Raw genomic sequence first — 19,570 nt, 5'->3', positions numbered from 1 at the left:
TCATACGGGGCGACCAGCCAGAACTTGACGTCACGCGCTATGTCACAGACTGTTGGTAACCATGAGGGCGGAGCCCACCTGCCCGCGCTGTGGCGGGAAGACGCGCGCGCCCAGCCTCTGGTCGAGCGACTGGAGCTGTGCGGTGCACGGAGCCGTGTTGCCCAGGCAACCCTCCAGCAGCCCGAGCCCGGACGGGCTCGCCTATGTCCTGCGTGACGCCCGCGTCCCCGTATGGGTCCCCTGGCCGCTGCCGCTGGGCTGGCTCGTGACCGGATTCGCGACCGTCGGCGACGACCGCAGCGGTGCCCGCGCCTGCGCCGTCGCGGTGTCGGGCCCCGGGTTGCTCAGCGGTCCCGCCGACATGCTGCTGATCGCCGAGGAGCCGGGCATCGGCTTCGGCGCCTACTACACCGGCCTGGACGGCCCCGACCCCGGCGAGGGGTTCGGCGGCTGCTCCCCGCACGTCAAGCTGGAGATCGCCGGAGCGACGGCCAGTTCGGGGCACTCCGTCCCGATGTGGGCCGTCGAATCCAAGCCCGACCGCGCCGTCTACGCGGGCGAAGCCATGGGCAACTGGCTGTGGGCGGTCCTGTGGCCCGCCGAGGCGGGCGTTCTCCTGCTGGAACGCCCCCATCTGGTCGACCTGCGCGAGCCCGGCATGGAGCTCGATCTGCCATACGGGGCCTACAGCCCACGCTTGGACGACTGAGAGGCCTGGTAATAACGGGGGATGCGGATCGACCTCCACTGCCACAGCGACGTTTCCGACGGCACTCGTCCGCCCGCCGAAGTGATGCGCCGGGCGCGCGCCGCCGGGCTCGACGCCGTCGCCCTCACCGACCACGACTCCTTCGGGGGCTGGCAGGAGGCCGCGGCCGCCCTGCCCGAGGGGCTGACGCTCGTCCCCGGCATCGAGCTGTCGTGCAAGCACCGCGGCGACAGCGTCCACCTGCTCGGATACCTCTTCGATCCCGCCGAGCCCGAGCTCGCCACCGAGCTGACCCGCATCCGCGACGACCGCGTGATCCGTGCCCGGACGATGGTCGACCGCCTCCGGACGTTCGGCGTGGACATCACCTGGCAGCGCGTCCGAGAGATCGCCAAGGGCGAGGCCGTCGGCCGTCCCCACGTGGCCCAGGCCATGGTCGAGGCGGGCGCCGTCCAGACCGTCGACGAGGCGTTCACCCGAGACTGGATCGCCCCCGGGGGACGTGCTCATGTCGACCGCTACGCTCTCGACCCGGAACGAGCCGTCCAGCTCGTCCGCGGAGCCGGGGGAACCTGCGTCCTCGCCCACCCCCGCGCGGGGCGGCGCGGCTACGTCCTCAAGGACGCCGTCATCGAGCGCCTGGCCGCCGCCGGGCTCACCGGAGTCGAGGTCGACCACCCCGACCACGCCCCCGAAGACCGTGCCCACCTGCGAGAACTGGCGGGCTCCCTCGGGCTGGCCGCCACCGGGTCCAGCGACGACCACGGCGCGCTCACCGGCGACCGCCTCGGCTGCGAGACGACCTCGCCCGCCGCCTACGAGGCTCTTCTCGCCGCCTCGACCGGCGCGTCCCCGGTAACGATCAACGAGACGGACCACGGGGTGGGCGGGGCGCGGTAGGGTGCCATGCGTGGACGCGCGCATCGAACAGGTGGTGACGACGGGGAAGTTCACCCTGGACGACACCGAGTACGACGTCGAGAACAACACCTACATCGTCGGTGACGACGACGAGGTCATCGTGATCGACCCGGCGTACGACGCCGAGACCATCCTCAAGAAGGTCGACGGCCGCGAGGTCATGGCCGTCATCCTCACCGACGGCAACGAGCACCGCCTCAGCGTGGTCCTTGAGGTCGCGGCCGCCGGGGAGGAGGACGAGGAGAACTGGGCGCCCGTCGCCCTGCACCGCTCCGACCGCCTCCTGTGGCGCGACTACTTCGGCCGCCTCGCCCGCGAGGAGGACGACGAGGACGACGCCAAGGCCCTCAAGTCGCTGGAGCCCGACATCTGGCTCGAGGACGGCGGCGTCTTCGAGATCGCCGGAGCCCAGCTCGACGTCATCCACACCCCGGGCCACACCCCCGGCTCCATCAGTGTGATCAGCGAGCAGCTGGAAGCCCTGTTCTCCGGCGACACCCTGCACCGCGGCCGTCCCGGCTCGATCGGCGGCGTCTACGAGAACCTGCGCAAGCAGCTCGACTCCATCGGCATGCTGCTGACCCCCCTCCCCAAGGACCTGCGCGTCCTGCCCGGCCAGGGCGAGGAGACCACGGTCGGCGAAGAGGACGCCCGCTGGGAGAGCTGGGGCTCGCTGGCGACCGACGAAGACTGAGCGCGGTGAGGCGGCGGAGCCGCGACCATGCCTGCTGAACAGCTCGGCTTCGAGGGAATGCCGCGGCGCCTGTATACCTGCACGCCGTCCAGGCTGAACACCTGGCTCGACTGCCCCCGGCGCTACCGGATGACCTATCTCGACCGTCCGGCCCCGCCCAAGGGCGCGCCCTGGGCCCACAACAGCGTGGGCGCGAGCGTCCACAACGCCCTGGCGGCCTGGTGGCGCCTCCCGCTGGCCGAACGCACCACCGAGATGGCCGGAACCCTGCTCATCCGCGGCTGGCTCACCGAGGGCTTCCGCGACGACGCCCAGTCCGCCGCCTGGCGCGACCGCGCCCGCGGCATGGTCGAGCGCTACGTCGACCGCCTCGACCCGTCCGACGAGCCCATGGGCGTCGAACGCACCGTCGCCACCCGCACCGACAAGATCGCCGTCTCCGGCCGCATCGACCGGCTGGACGCCCGCGACTCCGAACTCGTCGTCGTCGACTACAAGACCGGCCGCCACATCCTCACCGCCGACGACGCCAGAGGCTCCCTGGCCCTGGCCCTCTACGCCATAGCCGCCTCCAGGGTCCTGCGCCGCCCCTGCCACCGCGTAGAGCTCCACCACATGCCCACGGGCGAGGTGGCGGCCTGGGACCACACCGACGAGTCCCTGGCCCGCCACCTGAGAAGAGCCGAACAGATAGCCGCCGAGGCCGCGGCCGCCGACGAGGCCTACAAGACCCGCCTCAAGGTCCCCAAGCCCCGCACCGGCGAGCCGGGACCGGTCGACCACACCCCGTACGACGAGGTCTTCCCTCCCACCCCCAGCAACCTGTGCTCCTGGTGCGACTACGCCCGCCACTGCCCCGAAGGCCAACAGGCAGCCCCCCGCAAGGACCCCTGGTCAGCCCTGACCGCCGCCGAAGCCGCCGAGAACTCCTGACCCAGAGCTCAATCCCAGTGGCCGTGTCGATTCTCAGGTGGCTGTCGGCGATCTGCGCGAAGCGACGCCACCCCGATAGAGCACACAAGGGTCTCGCTGGCGCGGGAGACTCCAGCGTATGAAGACGTCACCATCGCCGGTTCGGATCGGCGTTCTCGTTCCGCTCACCCGGCCCGGCTGGGTGGAGGCGGGACGGCACCTGCTCGCCGGGCTGGAGCTGGCCGCTCGCGAGGTCAATGCCACCGGCGGTATCGCCGGACGTCCACTTGAACTGGTGGTCAGGGACACCGCCGCCGATCCGCGGAAGGCGGCGGCGGCCGTGGACGAGCTGGCTCGCCTCGGCGTGGTCGCCCTGGCGGGGGAGTACCACAGCGTCGTCGCTCGGGCCGCCGCCGCGAGGGCCGACGCCGTCGGCCTGCCGTTCCTCTGCTCGTCGGCGGTTCTCGACGCGCTCACCGACCAGCCGACCGAATGGGTCGCGCGGCTGGCTCCGGCGCAGTCGCACGGCTGGCGGATCTTCGCGGACTTCCTCCTCGGCGCGGACCACGGCCGCATCGCCGTGGCGGCCCAGCCGAGCGTCTACTGGTCGTCCGGTACCCGCATTCTGCGCGACCGCCTCGCTCCACATGGCGGCACCGTCGTCGAGTTCGACATGGGCACGCTCACCCCCGCAGCCCTGTGCGACGCGCTGGCCGCTGAGCGTGCGACGGCGCTTCTGCTCTTGGTCGGCACTCCGGAACCGGCGGTGTCGATCGTCAGGTCCGTCCGCCGCGACCCGCGCCTGGCCGGGGTCCTGATCGGTGCTCCGGCCGGGCAACCGGAGTTCGCCGGATGGACGAAGGCGCTGGGCGACGACGGCGCCGCGATCCCGTTCCTGCGCTACCTGCCCGACCGCCTCAGCCCCCTGGGCACGCGAGTCGAGACGGCGCTTCGCGAGCAACTGGCCGAGGCGCCCTCCTTCGTCGCCTTCGAGGGCTACGACACGGTCGCCGTCCTCGCGGACGTGCTGCGTTCCCACGGCACCGACCGGACGCGCCTCTCCGAGTCCTGGCCCCGTGTCGCAGTCCAGGGCACCCGGGGGGAGATCCGGTTCTCCCGCGCACCGGGCATCGACGTCTGGCAATGGACCTGGCCGCCCGTCCAGGTCGTCGACCGAGACCCGGCACAACCCGATCACTTCCGAATCCTGCACAGCGGTTAGAAAGCCAGACGTCTCTGTCCGAGCGGGCGCTGGTCGCCCGCTCGGACAGACGGTGGTGAGGGCCGTGGCCTTCGGGATCAGCCGAGCAGGAAGGTCTTCGCCTGGGCGGCCACCGGCTCGGGGGCCATCCAGAAGGCGGAGTGGTCCTGGTCGGGGAGGGTGAGGACGGTGACGTTCGGCAGGAGAGCGGCCAGGGCGTGGGCGCCCCGGCGGATGAACTCCTCGCCTTCGCTGCCCACGGACACGGCGATCGGCGCCTCGATCGTCCAGCGGTCGGTGGGCAGCGGGGTGCCGTCCTGGAGATCGGCGAGGGTCCGGGCGTCGTAGGCGTAGGTGTGGGCGTACTTGGCCATGAGGTCCCAGGACGGGTCCTGCTTCATCATCGGGATGTACTCGGCGGGGACGCGGATCATCTCGGTCATGAAGTACTCGACGGCCTCGCTGCGCTTGCCCGCCGCGACCAGGGCCTCCAGGGTTTCGACGTAGCCGGTGGGGGCCGGGGGGCGAGAGTCGTCGACGATGAAGGACGGCTCGTAGAGGTAGACCCCCGTCACCTTGTCGCCGAGTGCGGAGGCCGCGTCGAGGGTGAGGCCGGAGCCGCCGGAGCCGCTGGTCAGGGCCGCGGTGCCGCCCGCGACGTCGATCAGGGCGGCGATGTCCTCGATCTCGCGCGCCGGGTCGTAGGGCTGCGGGTCACCGCTGCCGCCGCGGCCGCGGCGGTCGAAGCTGATCACGGTGAAGTCGCGGGACAGGGCCTTGGCCAGGCCCGCGACGCCGGTGTGGTCCTCGGCGACGTTGCTGACCACGATGATGGCGGGGCCCGAGCCGGTCTTCTCGTAGGCGATGGTGGTGCCGTCGGCGGAGGTGAGGGTGTCCATGATGGTTTCTCCTTCGGAATTCGGGTCGTTCAGGAAGTTGTCGAGCCGGTCGAGGGCCTCGGCGTAGCCTTCGGCCATCTGGAGTTCGACCGCACGCTGGAGCGCTCGGTCGTCGGGGAAGGTCGCCGCGACGTCCACGGTGCAGCCGGTTCCGGCCGGGGTGAAGGTGACGGCGGTCGGGAAGTCGCCCGTGTTGTCGGACTGCCACGCTTCGTCGGCGAAGGCGGCGTTGTAGTGCAGTTCGGCCCGGGCGACGACCGCGTTGTAGGTGGCGACGTTGCGGACCGGCGCGGACGACTCGTCCGCGGGTGCGATCTGGAACCGCCAGCGACCGCCGGGACGCACGTCCATCTCGTACACGGTCGCGGCCCAGCCTTCGGGGCCCCACCAGCGGCTGATCGCCTCGGCGTCGGTCCAGGCCCACCACACTCGGTCGACTGCGGCGGTGTAGGTGCGGCGGATATGAAGGGTTCTGCTCGGCTTGTCGATCACGATGCCGTCCATGCTCAAGCTCCGTTCTGGTCGTCGCGGACGCGGTCGTCGTCGAGGAAGGATCCGAGGCGGTCCATCCGCTCCGACCACAGGACGGCGAATCCCCGCACCCAGTCGCTCAGCTCGCGCATCGCTTCGGGGTGCAGCCGGTAGATCCGCTGCTGGGCCCGCTTGGTCGCCTCGACCACGCCCGCCTCGGCGAGCAGTCGCAGATGCCGGGACACCTGCGGCTGGCCCAGCCCCAGCGCGTCGACGATCTCGCCGACCGGCCGCGGGCCGTCCTTGAGCAACTCGACGATCCGGAACCGGTTCGGCTCCGAGATCACCGTCAATCGCTGCTGCACGTTGTTGGCCACACCCAGAACATACATGCTCGTGTATATACACACAAGTGCATGTACAAAATTCGTGGTCAGGACGCGGATCGGCCGCCTCCGCCGGGGGCGGGGCGGCCGATCGAACCTTGACGAACCAGGGGCCTAGCGGAGCGGAGCCGTGGTCACCCGGGGCCAGCGGCGGGGGTCTCGCAGGCCGTAGAGGCCGCGGGAGAGGTCGTAGCCCTCGGCCGACAGGCGGGTGCGGGCTCGTTCGAGCATGTCGCGGGTGGGTTTGGCGAACGAGTGGTCGTGCAGGCGTTCGGGCACCGCGTTCATCGCGGTGCGGAACGTGCGCAGGGCGGCCGTGACGGCGGGCTGGGGGACCTCGGGAAGGGCGCCGTAGAGCTTGCGGGCCCAGTCGGGGAGGGAGTAGTAGCACAGGGCGCCGAAGGGGAAGTAGCCCGGCTTCCCCGGGGAGAGGTAGCGCAGGTTACCGGGGAGGTTGGGCCACATGAGGAAGCGGACGGTGGCGGCGGCCTCCTCGGTGACGCGCAGGTGGGGGAGCATGCCGGCCATGTAGGCGTCCATCTCGGCGACCGTGCCGGGGATGTCCTCGGCGTGCAGGCCGACGTAGGTGGCGGTGTGGCGCTGCTCGTCGAGGTAGCGGTCGGCCATGGCGCCGGTGAGGGGCAGGCCCGCGCGGCGGGCGACGTCGAGGTAGGACGAGACCTCGGCGCAGTGCACCCAGCGCAGCAGTTCGGGCTGGTCGAGGCGCTCGGTGCGGCCCGTGTCGTGGTTGTGGATGCGCAGGCTGCGATGGATGGCGCGGACGCGCGCGGCCAGCTCCTCGATCTCGGCGGGCGCGCCGAAGGTGGAGACGCCCACGAAGTCGGCGGTGCGCTGGAGACGGCCGAAGGGGTCCTCCTGGAAGTTGGAGTTCTGCCAGACGCCCCACATCGCGACGGGGTGCAGCGCCTGGAGCATGAGGCCGCGGACGCCGCCGACCCACATGGTGCGGTCGATGTGGATGCGCCAGGTGACGCTCTCGGGCGGCTGGACGGTCGCGGGCATGGGAACACACCTCCGTGAGACAAACTACGAAGATTGTGTCACCCAGAGGGAGGTAAGTGCACTCTTATGTGACGGTCATCACCTCAGCGGACCTGCCGCTCGACCCTGTTCCAGAAGTCGGTCAGCGCGCTGGCGGTGGTCTCGGGGGCCTCCACAGCGGGGGAGTGGGCGGCCGACGGGATGACGACCTTGGCCGCGTCGAGCCGGTCGGCCATGACGGCCTGCTCGCGCGGATCCCAGACGTCGTCGTCCTCCCCGTAAAGCACCAGCAGCGGGAGGCCCGTGTCTTCGGCGTGCTTGGCCAGCTCGTCCACGCGGTCGGGGGCGTAGAGGAGCTCGTCGGCCATCGTGACCAGGGCCGTCTCGGAATTGCCGAGCGAGCGTTCGCGCAGGAAGGCGACGATCTCTTCGGGGACGCCGCGCCGCACCGCGTCGGGACCGAGCGTGAGGGCCCAGATCTGGTCCATGCCGAGCTGCGGGACGGCGTCCCGCAGCGTCCGCGCCTTCACCGCGGCCGGCCCGGTGACGCCCGCCGGGCCCGAGCTCATCAGCGTGAACGAGATGGGCACGGCCGACTCGGCCAGCACGCACTCGCGCGTGACCAGCCCGCCGAACGAATGCCCCACCAGGTGGACGGGGTCGGGGCCGAGCGCGTCCAGCAGCGCGGTGATGTCCGCGCCGAGGGCCGCCCGGGTGTAGGCGGACGGGTCGTCCGTCCCCTCGCTCTGGTACTGCCCGCGCAGGTCGATCGCCACCACGCGGCGGCGGGCGCGCGCGAGGGACTGCAGGATCGACAGGAAGTCCTCCTTGCTGCCGGTGTACCCGGGGACGAGCAGGGCCGGACAGCGTTCGGTCACCCCAGATCCCGGTAGCGCCTCCAGAGCCGCGAAGCGTCCGCGCGGCGTCTCGAGCGTCGTCCGGCGAACGCCGGGGGGCAGGCTCAGGAATCGGGGCGTACTCACAGGTGGCCACCATACTAAAATGTCACCCTCGGACACGGGTGCTGAATTCCGGCTGGTAGCGTCGCCGGGGTGACGGCGATCTCGGCGCACCGCAGGGACGAGACGGGTCTGGCGGGCATCGCGGCGGCGGTCGAGTCCGGCGCCGAATACGTTGAGCTGGACGTTCGGCTCACCGGCGACGGCGTGCTCGTCGTCCACCACGACCGCGCCACCCGCGACGGCATCGCGCTGAGCCGCAGCCCCTACGACCGGCTGCGCGGCGCGGACGGTGGCCCGCTTCCCCGGGTGGACGAGGCCGTCCAGACCATCGCCCCCCGGGCCAAGGGCCACATCGACCTCAAGGAACGCGGCTGCGAGCACGCCGTGGTCGAGCTCGCGCTGGAGGCGTTCGGCGCCGACCGGTTCGTGGTGACGACCCGCGATCTCGTCTCGATCCGGGAGATCAAGAAGTCGTTCCCGCAGGTCAGAACCGCCCTCTCGGTCGGACGCAGCCTCTGGGAGCCCGGCGTGCTCTGCGATCTGGCGCCCGTGCGCCTGCTGCGCTCGTCCGGGGCGGACATGGTCGCGCTCAACTTCCGCATGGCCCGGCTCGGCGTGCTCGGCCAGTGCGCCCGCGCCGGATTCCCCGCGATGGTCTGGACGGTCAACGCCGAGCCCGACATGCGCCGCTTCCTGGGCGACCACCGGGTGGAGGTGCTGGTGACCGACCACCCGGCGGCCGCCCTGCGGCTGCGCGAAGACCCCGTCAGCCGCTGACGCTCGGCTCGCCGTTCTCGATGTGGCCCATCAGCCTGCGCCGGAACGCAGCGTCCCCGGCGGCGGTGACCTCCAGGTCGTACCAGCCCCGCCCGGTCGGCCACTTCACGGTCTTGCTCTGCCCGGCGGCCACCGAGACCTCGCGCGTCCCGTCGCCGTAGGCCAGCGCCTTGATCGTGAACGTGGTCTTCGCCCTGCCCGTGTTGCGCAGCGTGACCAGCAGCTCCCGGCGGTCCGCGTTGGGGGCCGAGGCGACCTCGACGGTGCCGCCGGTCGTCCCGGCGAACTCGCGGCGGAACCCGTTGGGCCCGGTCAGGACGAGCTTGTAGGCGCCGCCCTGGACGGGAATCTCGACCTTCGTGCTCGCGGAGATGTCGAAGTGCCGGGGCTTGGCGAACTCACCCGCATACGGGAACAGCATGTAGTGCACGCTCGCCTTGCCACTGTTGCGCAGGTCGAGTCTGAGCTTCCCGTGGTCCAGCCGGACGTATGCCTCCGGTTGGTAGGGGAGTGGCCGCGCCGGACGCGTCCCCGGCTCCTGGACGGGCAGCTTCTGCTCGGCGGGCGGCTTGGGCGCCCAGCGTCCGGTGAACGGCGGCACCGCTCCCGGCTTGGCCACCGAGGGCGGCCTTCCGGCGCCGCCGAAGTCGAACACCGAGGTCAGGTCGCCCGCGACCGTCCGGCGCCAGGCGCTGATGTCGGGCGCCTGGACGCCCAGCCACCGTTCGGTGAAGCGCACCAGGGACGAGTGGTCGAACACCTGGGAGTTGACGTAGCCGCCGACCGTCCACGGCGACACCACCGTCATCGGGACGCGGAAGCCCAGCCCGATCGGCTTGCCGTCGGCGAGCTCGTCGGGGTGCGCGCCCTCGGGCGGGAGGGGCGGCGGGACGTGGTCGAACAGCCCGTCGTACTCGTCGTAGGTGATGAACAGCGCGGTGGTCGACCAGGTCTCCGGGTCGGAGGCGATGGCGTCCAGGATGTCGTAGGTGATCCGGGCGCTCTGGATCGGCGACGAGGTCGAGGGGTGCTCGCTGTCGGCCGCCGACGGGACGATGTAGGAGACCTTGGGCAGCGTCCCGGCCTTGATGTCGGCCCGGAACGCCGCCGCGAGGCCGCCCGCCGGGCCGCGCCGAACGCCGCGGTCGAACAGGCTCCGCTCGGCCGCCGGGAGCGCGGCGACCTTCTCGTCCAGGCCCTTGAGCATCGCGTCGCGGGTGGCGGCGTCCGCCTTGATCACCGCGTCGTAGAACGCCTGGACGGTCTTGTACTGCGGCGGGACGACCTTCTTGCAGATCGCCTTGAAGGGCGCGTAGAACTCGATGTTGTTGTCTTCGAAGTTGTCCCACTCCTGGTAGACCTTCCAGGAGTGGCCTGCCTTCTCCAGCAGTTCCGCATACGTAGGCCACGTGTAGCCGGGGTGGCTCTGCCCGTAGGCGGCGTTGGTGACGGCCCGCTTCCCGTCCGCCTCGAACCCGGTGTAGCCGGACACGAAGTAGTTGCGGTTCGGGCTCGTCGAGCTGAGCACCGAGCAGTGATAGGCGTCGCAGATCGTGAACGTGTCGGCCAGCTCGTACTGGAGCGGCAGGTCCGTGCGATCGACGTAGTTCATGGTCGCCGGGGTCTTGGCGGGGATCCAGCCGTTGTTCCAGCCGTCGCCCAGCGCCTGCTGCCCGTCGGACCAGCCGTGCGGGAGGCTGGTCAGCCACTGGAGGTCCTTGCCGGCCTTGGCGGCGGCCTCACGCAGGGAGAACGGCAGCACCCGCCCGGTGCCGTGCGGCTGCTCGTACACGGGACGGCCGTCCGGCAGCGTGATCGCGTTGCGGTCGCCGAAGCCGCGCACGCCGCGCAGCATGCCGAAGTAGTGGTCGAAGCTGCGGTTCTCCTGCATGAGGAAGACGACGTGCTCGATCGCCTTCAGCCCGCCGGGACGCACGGGCAGGGCCATGGCCCGGTGCACCGACGGAGGAAGCACCGATACGGCCGCCGCGCCCGCGGCGACGCCGGCGCTCTGCGCGAGGAACCTGCGACGTGAGGGGTCTGTGCTCATGCCGTGCATCTTCGGGGTGACCGGTAACAACCCGACAAACACCCCATGTCACCTGTGCGGCACTCACACCGGCTTGCCTATGACCCCCATAGCCTCCACGGCGCACCGGGTCCGGAAACGGAACAACTGCAAGATCACGACCCCCCAGTCGTGATCTTGCAGTTGCGAGCGCGCCCCACGGGGCGCGCGGGTGTCAGCTGTTCTGCGAGGCCGCGGCTCCGGCGCTCGCGCTCTGGCTCGCCTCGCCCGCGGACGACTTGCCCCCGCGAGTGCGGCGCCGGTTGCGGCTGCGCTTGGGAGCACCGGACTCGGTGCCGTTGCCATCGGTGGCCACGGGCGCCTCGGCCGGAGCGGACTCGGCCGCGCCCGCCTCGACCGGCTTGCCGCCGCGCGTGCGCGAACGCGCGCGCTTGCGGCGCGGCGGACGCTCGCGTTCGCGCTCACGGTCCCGGTCGCGGTCCTTGACCTGGTGGGAGCGGGTCTTGCCGGTCTCGCCGATGTCCTCGAGCTCCTCGGCGTCCAGCCCGGCGCGCTCGCCGCGCTGCTCCTTGGGCAGCTTGCCCTTGGTGCCCGCGGGGATGCCCAGCACCTCGAAGAAGTGCGGTGAGGTGGAGTAGGTCTCCTCCGGCGTGGCGAACGGCAGGTCGAGCGTCCCGTTGATCAGCTTCCAGCGGGTCAGGTCGGACCAGTCGATCAGCGTGACCGCGATGCCCTCCTTGCCCGCGCGGCCGGTGCGGCCGATGCGGTGCACGTAGGTGTCGGCGCTGTCGGGGCACTCGTAGTTGACCACGTGGGTGACGTCGTCGACGTCCAGCCCGCGCGCGGCCACGTCCGTCGCCACCAGCACGTCGATCTTGCCGTTGCGGAAGGCGCGCAGCGCCCGCTCGCGCTGGCCCTGGCCGAGGTCGCCGTGGACGGCGGCCGCGTCGAACCCGCGCGAGGCAAGGTCGGCCGCGACCCGGTCGCAGGCCCGCTTGGTCTGGCAGAACACCATGGTCAGCCCGCGTCCCTCGGCCTGGAGCAGACGGGCCAGCATCTCCGGCTTGTCCATCTGGTGGGCCTGGAAGACGTGCTGGATGACCTGAGGCGTCGCGTCGGACTCGGCGTGCGACTCGGCGCGGACGTTGGTCGGACGGGTCAGGTAGCGCCGCGACAGCGCCACGATCTCGCCGGGCATCGTCGCGGAGAACAGCATCGTCTGGCGCCGGGCGGGGATCCGCTCGACGATCCGCTCGATGTCGGGCAGAAAGCCCAGGTCGAGCATGCGGTCGGCCTCGTCCAGCACCAGCACGCAGACCTCGGAGAGGTCGAGGTGCTTCTGCTTGACCAGGTCGAGCAGGCGGCCGGGGGTGCCGACGACCACGTCGACGCCCTCGCGCAGCGCCTCGATCTGGGGCTCGTAGGCGCGGCCGCCGTAGACCGGCAGGACGCGGGAGCCGAGCTTGCCGCCGGCGACCACCAGGTCGTTGGTGACCTGCAGGGCCAGCTCTCGGGTCGGGGCGACCACCAGGGCCTGGGGCCGCTTGCGTCCGTGCTCGATGCGCTGGAGCAGCGCGGCGCCGAACGCCAGGGTCTTGCCGGTGCCCGTACGGGCCTGGCCGATGATGTCGTGGCCGCCCAGCGCGATGGGGAGGGCGAGCTCTTGGATGGGGAACGCTTCCACGATGCCCTCGGCTGCGAGGGCATCGGCTATCTCGGGTACGACCCCGAGTTCACGAAAGGTAGACAGGGCTTTCAGCCTCCAAGTTGCGGGGTCCTCGCTCCCTCAGGCGGCGCAGCTCCGGGCCATCGGACCACCGCTTCGCGGTGGACAGAGCCCGATTTCAGACGCACATCCGCTGCCGGCCGGGCCGCGTCGCCTGGACGGGCCCGCCGGTCGCTTCCTGTGGCCGCGCGCTCGCGCGGGAGGGACCAGCCGTCGATCAAATTTCTTCGGCGACCGCAGTCAGGGGTTTGAAAGCAGTCACTCGCTGTGGCTGCGTGCGGTCACACTCCGCCACGCAGTGTACCGACCGTTGATTGCATACACCAATAGCCGATCACTGGTCTCAACGTTTCCTGTTTCCGGACTATTCCCTCGGTCCCGGATTCGCGTGTGAGACCGTCAATCCGCCCTGGATGCTGACATCCTGGGACCCGCCCGTTACGGGAGGGGCGTACGAGATGGGACGGACAGGCGTGACTATCAGGGACGTGCTGGTCATCGCGGCCGCGGCGACGATGGCGGCGAGCTGCTCGTCGGGCGGCGAGGCCGACGCCAAGGACCCCGGCAAGGGCCCCGCCGTCGTGACCGACGACACGGCCCGCCCGGACAAGCTCGTCCAGCTCAAGGGCGCCGAGTACGTCAAGGTCTCCGGCCTCCCGGACGCCGCCGCCGAGAAGCGCGTCAACCAGGCCCTGCACGGCCCGATCGACTGGGCCGTCGGCTGGGCGGGCGGCACCCTGCTCCCCGAACAGCGCGCCGAGTGCAAGGGCAAGTCGAGCATCGTCCAGACCAAGGTCCGCTTCGGCCTGCGCAAGCAGCTGGTCTCGACCGCCAACGCGATCCAGATCATCCCCTGCTACGAGGGCGAGGGCGGCCTGCCCACCGTCACCGTCACGGTCGACACCAAGACGGGCAAGGCCCTCACCGCCGACGACGTCTTCGCCCCCAAGACTCTGGAGAAGGACGGCCTCAAGTCCCTCTGGGACAAGCTGTCCGGCCCCAAGGACGACTGGAAGGACTGCGAGCTCGACCCCCTGGACCGCAAGGACTTCTTCCCCGGCAAACGCGACGGCGACCCCATGGAGTCACCCGCCCCCGCCGGCCCCCTCCTCACCCCCCAGGGCCTCGAACTCATCTGGTCCACCACCGGCACCGACTGCAACAATTTCACCTTCACCGCCCCCTACGACAAGATCAAAGACCTCCTTAACCCCACCCTCCACCCCCACCTCCCCACCTCCGGCACCTGACGCCTCGCCCTGCGGCCCCAAGGGGGGTCTGCCAGGAAAGCGGCCTTCCGCTAGGATCCCGGCGATTCCAATAGGTGAGGCGGGGTGGGGCATGACGGTCGTCCGTGTGGTCGCTGCCGGGTTGATGGGTGTGGCCTTCTTCGGGCTGGCCGCCTGCGGCGACGACGGGAAGGACAAGCCCCAGGGCGGCCAGACGCCGCAGAGCCCGGGCGCGCAGCCACCGCGGACATCCCCGCCGTCGCAGCCCTCGTCCGGCGGGACGACCCTGACCGGCACGGGCGTGAAGCTGACCCTCCCGTCCGGCTGGAAGCAGGTCGACCCGACGCAGGACACCTCCGAGGTCGTCACCACGACGTTCGGCGCCACCGGTGAGTTCTCCGAGCTGGTCAAGGAGCTCCAGGGGCAGCAGAAGAAGATGGGCACCGTGTGGGCCCTCGACGGCTCGGTCACTTCGGGCTATGCGCCGCACGTCCAGGCGGGGTGCGACAAGGGTGGGCTCACCGGCGCCTCGCTGGAGCAGCTCAAGCGCAAGCAGAGCACCCTGACCCCCGGTTCCCAGATCACCGATCTCACGGTCGACGGGAAGCCCGGGTTCAAGTCCGTGTACTCCAAGAAGACCAAGACGGCCATGATCGAGGGCAAGTCGATCCGCGTCCCCATCCCGGGTGACCGCTTCTGTTACGTGGAGGTCGAGTCTCTCAAGGGCAAGCTCCCGGCCCAGGCCGACCAGATCCTCGCCTCGTTCAAGGTCACGTAACGCCCTGTTTGGTGTGATTGGGTCAGTTTTGGGTCTCTGGGCCCTGTTCATCCGACTGATCTTCGTGTTTCATTGAGTCGCGCGAAAGTCTCGGACTTCCGCCGGTCGAACTAATGATCTTGACTGGCGGGCGCCCGTCACTTCGGTGCGGCTGGTGATCATTTGGTGGCGGTCCCTCGGAAGTGCTCAAGTCGACAAGTAACCATTCTGTTAACTTTGCTGGCGGTTCGAGGTCGGAGTGTGTCCCGATGTGTCCTTCCCATCGCCCTTCCAGGGATGCCGCCAGGGAAAACGCCGCCCCTAGACTCCCCTGGTCCTGACCGTCTTCTGGCCGTGGGTTCCGTTCCGAACCTTTCTCGTTCCGGGTGCGTCGAAGGTGGTGAAGCGAGAACGGCGTGACCTCCGGCAAACGCCCTTGTGGCGTGCCACGACCGGCGGCTATGGTCATTCCGCCTCGAGAGGGGCTATCTCGCGACCGTTACTCACATTGACTTGACTCGCGGGAACGGGGAGAGGTTGACAGGTGCTGCTTTTGACGCGGCTGGAGCATAGATGACGGCTGTCATGCTCCTTGGCGATTTCTCGCCCACCGGGATCCTGCGTGATGACCTTGTCTTGCGCTTCAATCCGGCCGTCGGCGAGCACCCCACGCACGTTTTCATCGACTGGGTGGGCAGCGCACTGCGGGAACGTGGGGCGGTCATCATCGTCTACCCCTCATGGCAGGGCGAGAGTGCCGCGCGTCTGCTCAGCCTGAGCCGTTCGGCCCACCACACCGACCGCATCGCGGGCGTCCCGCTCGACCTTCCCCCTCTCGCGCTGTCCCTTCTGGCCGATCAGCTGGCATTCGCGGCTCCCTATGTCGGACCCGGCAGGCTGGCCAGCCTGGCGCACACCCTCGCCGCCTCGCTCCACGCGGGCGCCTGGGTCAGCAGCGTGTCGCGTCTTGAGCACATCAAGACCGGGCTCGGCTCCCACATCAAGTCCTACCTGCCGAGCAGCAGCTTCTCGGTGATGGCGGGTCGCGACGCGGGAGTGCACCGCATCACTTCCGCCAAGCCGGTCCCCGACCTCACCCCTCGGGCGCTCGACCCCGTGATCATGATCACGGCCAACGCGGACGGCGACACCCAGTGGCTGGAGAGCAAGCTCCGGCCGGCGCTCAGGGTCGTCTCCGTGAACCCCGCCAACGCGCAGCCGATGAGCGCCGAATACTGGGGCTCGAAGAAGTTCGTGGAGTTCGTCGCCTTCAGCGGCAACCCGCGCGCTCTCAACGAGTCCCTCGCCGCGACCGTCTGCAAGCCGTGCGGCTGGTGCGGTGAGCCGACCGCGCTGGCGACGTGCCCCTTCTGCGCCATGGTCCAGCCGGAAGCTCCGGTGCGGGCCGCGCCCCAGCCTCCCCCTGCGACGGCGCCGCCCCAGCAGGTGGCTTACGAGCCCCCGCAGCCGCATCCCCATCAGCCGGTGCAGCCCCAGCAGGCTCCCCATCCTCAGCAGAGTCCGCCAATGCAGGGTTGGCAGGAGCAAGGTCCGCACGGTCACACCGGGCCGCAGCAGCAGCCCTCCTATCCAGTGCAGCCCCAGCCCGGGCCGTACAACCAGCCGGTTCAGCAGCCGCAGCAGTTCCCGCAGCATCCCCAGGCACCGTCCACGCACCAGCCCCAGACCGGACCCCAGCCTCAGATGCCGCCGCACCACCAGACGGGGCCGCAACAACAGATGCACCAGCCCCAGCCCGGGCCCCAGGTTCCGCCCTCGCATGCCCAGACGGGTCCGCAATACGCGTCGTGGCCTCCTCCTCAGGCAATGCCCGCGCCGCCGCCGGCCCCGCAACCTTCCCAGCAGACTCCCCACCCGCAGGCAGCCCCCGCGGGCGAGGGTTCCCAGAACCCGACGACTCCCACTCCCGGGCAGCCGAAGCAGGCGCCGGCACAGTTCGGCGCGGGATCGGGCCAGTCCCAGACCGGCTCCGCTCCCGGCCCCACGCTGAACGGCCACGCTCCAGAGCGTCCTGACATCACCTTCAAACGACCCGAGGAACCGAAGTCCCAGGGGCCTCCCGCCTCCGGTGACTCCGGCGCCGACGAGGCTCCGGCCGACGACGATGACGACTGGCCAGGTCGTACCCGGACCATCGCATTCGGTAAGTCGCGCAACTCCTAGCGCGCTCCTCCAACCCCCTGCCCCCTAGAACGGAGTCCCATGAACCCCCGCCAGCGACGTGGTGTGCTGTTGATGATCTTGGCTGCGCTCGGATCCGTGGCGGTCTTCGTCAGCGTCGTCGGCTATGTCGGCTCGGTCCGCGCCGAGGTCGGCGTCAAGACCGACGTTCTCCAGCTCAAGCGCGCGATCCCCGCCTACACGCGGGTGACCGAGGCGGATCTCCAGCGGATCCGCGTCCCGCGCAAGTGGTCGCCGACCACGATGGTCACCGACCTGGGGCAGCTTGAGGGCAAGGTCGCCTCGGCCGACCTCGCGCCCGGCTCCTACCTCCAGATCGGGATGCTGGTGCCCGGTCCCAGCCTGGAGCCCGGCCAGCGCGAGATCGCGATCATGATCGACGCCGAGACCGGAGTGGCGGGCAAGGTCCACAAGGGCATGATCGTCGACATTTACGCGACCTACTCCAAGACGCAGGGGCAGGCGACGCTGTCGTGCGCCGCTCGAATCGTCAAGGCGGCCCGCGTCATCCAGATCGGCCAGCTGACCAACATCCAGAAGGAAAAGAACAACTCGGCGACCGAGTCGGCCGTCCCGATCACCTTCGCGCTGAGCGCGCCGGACAGCCTGAAACTGACCCGTGAAGAGAGCTTCGCCAACAAGATCCGGTTGGCGCTCATCGGCGGATCGGGGCAGTCACTGGACGGCGTCAAGCTTCCTCCGGTCTGCGAGACCGTCCCGGCGAATTGAGGACGCATGGCCATCCAGGTACTCCTCGGAATCGAGGACCGCGAACTCGCGGCCTCGCTCACCGGACAGTTCCGCGAGATCTCCGATGTCGAGGTCCTCGCGGTCGAGACCACGACCAACCATGTGGCGGGGACGGTCGCCACCGTCCCGCAGCTCGACGTCGTCCTGGTGCACCAGGGCCTGGGGCCGCTCCCCGCGCTCGACCTGATCCGTGACCTGGTCGTCCGCCACCCGCAGCTCGCGGTCATCCTGATCGCGGACGAGGCCACGGCCGAAACCCTGGCCGGAGCCATGACCGCGGGGGCGCGCGGCGTCATCTCCAACGAACCGACGCTGTCGGAACTGCAGAACCGCGTCCAGCAGGCCGCCGAGTGGTCGCGCACGATGCGCCAGCACTTCACCTCGGCCGAGTTGCCCGGCACCACGGGCAGACTGGGCCGGCTGGTGACGCTCTGCGGTGCCAAGGGAGGCGTCGGGACGACGACGCTGGCGATCCACCTGGCCATCGCGGCGTCCAACGCCCGGCAGAGCGTCTGCCTGGTGGACATGGACCTGCAGAACGGCGACATCCCGGGTTACCTCGACATCCAGCACCGGCACAGCATCGCCGACCTCGCCGCCGCCTCCGGCGACTTGGACGGCGCGGTCGTGGCGGAGGCGTTGTTCGTCCACCCCGCCGGACCGCACGTGCTGCTGGCCCCGGGCCACGGCGAGGACGCCGAAGAGGTCTCCGCGCGCGCCATCCGCCAGATCCTGACCGTCGTCCGCTCCCGATACGACGTGGTGATCGTCGACGGCGGCACCCACGTCGCGGACGCGAACGCGATGGCGCTCGAACTCGCCGACGAGGCGGTCCTGGTCGCCACCCCGGACGTCCCCGCCCTTCGCTCGGCCCGGCGACTGAGCCAGATGCTGTCGCGGCTGACGATCCGCAAGGAAGAGGATCTGACGGTCCTGCTCACCAAGCAGGACAAGAAGAACGAGATCCAGCCGGAGCTCGCCAAGAAGATGGTGAGCTCGCCGCTTCGCCCGGTCACGGTGCCCGCCGCGTTCCGCGCACTGGAGGAGGCCGCCAACACCGGCGCCCCGACGGCGGTCAAGAACGCCGAGTTCCGCAAGGCGATCGGCCGCGTCGCCGTCGACCTCGGCCTCCTGGGCGCGCAGGCCCCCGCCGAGGACGGCAAGACCAAGGCCAACGACAAGGGCATGGTCGCCATCGAATTCGGCGCCCTCTTCCCGTTGATCATCTTTATCATGCTGTTGTGCTGGCAGGTGGTCCTGGTGGGCTTGACCTCCACCTACTCCAGCCACGCCGCGACCGAGGCCGCTCGCGCCGTCGCGGTGATCGGCTACGACAAGCGCGACACTCGGGAAGCCAGGGCCAACAGGGAAGAGGTCCGCCGCCGCGCCGTGAGCCGCATCAACGGTCAGTGGAAGGACCGCAAGCATCTGCACCTCGATGTCCGCGACGAGTACGCCGTGGTGACCATCGACACCCCGATTCTCCTTCCTTGGATGCAGAGTTCCTGGGGAATCCAGACCAAGGCGAAAATCGTCCGCGAGGGAGAGAGGTGACGGTCGTGGCGGCGAGCGGCACGGGTCGACATCGCGACGGCGGGGCCGTGGGGCTGGAGTTCGGAGGGATCATTCCTCTGGCGCTCTTCATCATCTTCCTCGCGTACCAGGCATACGTCGCGTTCACCACGGTCTCGCGGGTGGAGAACATCGCCCGTACCGGAGCGCGCGAGGCCAGCATGCGGTACGAACCGGGCCTCTGTCACACCTATGGCGCCAGGACCCGCCCTCGGTGGCTGAACGACTACGAGGTGGAGGGCGGCGCGACCAAGAGCGGCGGCACCGACGCGGTCTACTGCCGGGTCGAGGCGAAGCTCCCGATCATCTTCAAGGGCGTGCCCTTGGACTACACCGTGACGCGCACCGTCACGATGCCGCTGGGATAGCCG

18 protein-coding genes are annotated in these 19,570 nt (G+C 70.1%); 12 read left to right on the top strand and 6 right to left on the bottom strand.

Annotation, left to right across the window (positions count from 1 at the left end; all coding sequences use genetic code 11):
- Positions 1 to 61 precede the first annotated feature (61 nt).
- The 5 genes from ACQPY4_RS32950 to ACQPY4_RS32930 all read left to right on the top strand — a co-directional run bounded on the left by ACQPY4_RS32950 (position 62) and on the right by ACQPY4_RS32930 (position 4,458).
- A complete protein-coding gene (locus tag ACQPY4_RS32950) occupies positions 62 to 709 on the top strand; it encodes a DUF6758 family protein (protein WP_433327600.1) in 648 nt (215 codons plus the stop codon).
- A 21-nt stretch (positions 710 to 730) separates the two neighbouring features.
- Complete coding sequence (locus tag ACQPY4_RS32945; RefSeq protein WP_433327598.1) at positions 731 to 1,609, top strand: PHP domain-containing protein; 879 nt, start codon at positions 731 to 733, stop codon at positions 1,607 to 1,609.
- Between the two features lie 10 nt (positions 1,610 to 1,619).
- On the top strand, positions 1,620 to 2,324 hold the full coding sequence (locus ACQPY4_RS32940; protein ID WP_433327596.1) for an MBL fold metallo-hydrolase: 705 nt from the start codon (positions 1,620 to 1,622) through the stop codon (positions 2,322 to 2,324).
- A 27-nt stretch (positions 2,325 to 2,351) separates the two neighbouring features.
- Positions 2,352 to 3,257, top strand: coding sequence for a RecB family exonuclease (locus ACQPY4_RS32935; RefSeq protein ID WP_433327594.1), 906 nt, complete (start codon positions 2,352 to 2,354; stop codon positions 3,255 to 3,257).
- Positions 3,258 to 3,375: 118 nt separating this feature from the next.
- Positions 3,376 to 4,458 carry an ABC transporter substrate-binding protein gene (locus ACQPY4_RS32930; RefSeq protein ID WP_433327592.1) on the top strand — a complete coding sequence of 361 codons (1,083 nt, stop codon included), beginning with the start codon at positions 3,376 to 3,378 and terminating at the stop codon, positions 4,456 to 4,458.
- Positions 4,459 to 4,535: 77 nt separating this feature from the next.
- Here the strand turns inward: ACQPY4_RS32930 and ACQPY4_RS32925 are convergent, their stop codons facing one another.
- The 4 genes from ACQPY4_RS32925 to ACQPY4_RS32910 all read right to left on the bottom strand — a co-directional run bounded on the left by ACQPY4_RS32925 (position 4,536) and on the right by ACQPY4_RS32910 (position 8,178).
- Positions 4,536 to 5,840, bottom strand: coding sequence for an alpha/beta fold hydrolase (locus ACQPY4_RS32925; protein WP_433327590.1), 1,305 nt, complete (start codon positions 5,838 to 5,840; stop codon positions 4,536 to 4,538).
- 2 nt (positions 5,841 to 5,842) lie between these two features.
- Positions 5,843 to 6,199: an ArsR/SmtB family transcription factor gene (locus ACQPY4_RS32920; protein ID WP_433327588.1), complete on the bottom strand. Its 357-nt coding sequence runs from the start codon at positions 6,197 to 6,199 to the stop codon at positions 5,843 to 5,845.
- Positions 6,200 to 6,307: 108 nt separating this feature from the next.
- Positions 6,308 to 7,216 carry an oxygenase MpaB family protein gene (locus ACQPY4_RS32915; protein WP_433327586.1) on the bottom strand — a complete coding sequence of 303 codons (909 nt, stop codon included), beginning with the start codon at positions 7,214 to 7,216 and terminating at the stop codon, positions 6,308 to 6,310.
- 83 nt (positions 7,217 to 7,299) lie between these two features.
- Positions 7,300 to 8,178, bottom strand: coding sequence for an alpha/beta fold hydrolase (locus ACQPY4_RS32910; protein ID WP_433327584.1), 879 nt, complete (start codon positions 8,176 to 8,178; stop codon positions 7,300 to 7,302).
- A 69-nt stretch (positions 8,179 to 8,247) separates the two neighbouring features.
- On the opposite strand from ACQPY4_RS32910, the gene ACQPY4_RS32905 reads away from it, so the two are divergent.
- The gene (locus ACQPY4_RS32905; protein ID WP_433327582.1) at positions 8,248 to 8,934 is read left to right on the top strand and encodes a glycerophosphodiester phosphodiesterase; all 687 of its coding nucleotides are present in this window, start codon (positions 8,248 to 8,250) and stop codon (positions 8,932 to 8,934) included.
- Here ACQPY4_RS32905 and ACQPY4_RS32900 read toward each other — a convergent pair.
- Both ACQPY4_RS32900 and ACQPY4_RS32895 read right to left on the bottom strand, forming a co-directional pair.
- The gene (locus ACQPY4_RS32900; protein WP_433327580.1) at positions 8,924 to 10,984 is read right to left on the bottom strand and encodes a phosphocholine-specific phospholipase C; all 2,061 of its coding nucleotides are present in this window, start codon (positions 10,982 to 10,984) and stop codon (positions 8,924 to 8,926) included. The two genes, ACQPY4_RS32905 and ACQPY4_RS32900, sit on opposite strands and share 11 nt — an antisense overlap.
- A 193-nt stretch (positions 10,985 to 11,177) precedes the next feature.
- Positions 11,178 to 12,647 carry a DEAD/DEAH box helicase gene (locus tag ACQPY4_RS32895; protein WP_433327578.1) on the bottom strand — a complete coding sequence of 490 codons (1,470 nt, stop codon included), beginning with the start codon at positions 12,645 to 12,647 and terminating at the stop codon, positions 11,178 to 11,180.
- 515 nt (positions 12,648 to 13,162) lie between these two features.
- Between ACQPY4_RS32895 and ACQPY4_RS32890 the strand changes: the two genes are divergently transcribed.
- The 6 genes from ACQPY4_RS32890 (at position 13,163) to ACQPY4_RS32865 (ending at position 19,567) form a co-directional block, all read left to right on the top strand.
- Entirely contained in the window at positions 13,163 to 13,939 is a 777-nt protein-coding gene (locus tag ACQPY4_RS32890) for a hypothetical protein (protein WP_433327576.1), read from the top strand.
- Between the two features lie 91 nt (positions 13,940 to 14,030).
- Complete coding sequence (locus tag ACQPY4_RS32885) at positions 14,031 to 14,696, top strand: hypothetical protein (RefSeq protein WP_433327574.1); 666 nt, start codon at positions 14,031 to 14,033, stop codon at positions 14,694 to 14,696.
- 552 nt (positions 14,697 to 15,248) lie between these two features.
- Complete coding sequence (locus ACQPY4_RS32880) at positions 15,249 to 16,859, top strand: hypothetical protein (protein WP_433327572.1); 1,611 nt, start codon at positions 15,249 to 15,251, stop codon at positions 16,857 to 16,859.
- A gap of 72 nt (positions 16,860 to 16,931) precedes the next feature.
- The gene (gene cpaB, locus ACQPY4_RS32875; RefSeq protein ID WP_433327570.1) at positions 16,932 to 17,606 is read left to right on the top strand and encodes a Flp pilus assembly protein CpaB; all 675 of its coding nucleotides are present in this window, start codon (positions 16,932 to 16,934) and stop codon (positions 17,604 to 17,606) included.
- Between the two features lie 6 nt (positions 17,607 to 17,612).
- Positions 17,613 to 19,181: an AAA family ATPase gene (locus ACQPY4_RS32870; RefSeq protein ID WP_433327568.1), complete on the top strand. Its 1,569-nt coding sequence runs from the start codon at positions 17,613 to 17,615 to the stop codon at positions 19,179 to 19,181.
- Positions 19,178 to 19,567, top strand: coding sequence for a TadE/TadG family type IV pilus assembly protein (locus ACQPY4_RS32865; RefSeq protein WP_433327566.1), 390 nt, complete (start codon positions 19,178 to 19,180; stop codon positions 19,565 to 19,567). Before ACQPY4_RS32870 ends, ACQPY4_RS32865 begins: the two co-directional genes overlap by 4 nt.
- Positions 19,568 to 19,570: the final 3 nt, after the last annotated feature.

This window comes from Spirillospora sp. CA-294931, from assembly GCF_050946795.1.
Lineage (GTDB): Bacteria > Actinomycetota > Actinomycetes > Streptosporangiales > Streptosporangiaceae > Spirillospora.
This window is presented reverse-complemented; position numbering and strand designations above follow the sequence as displayed.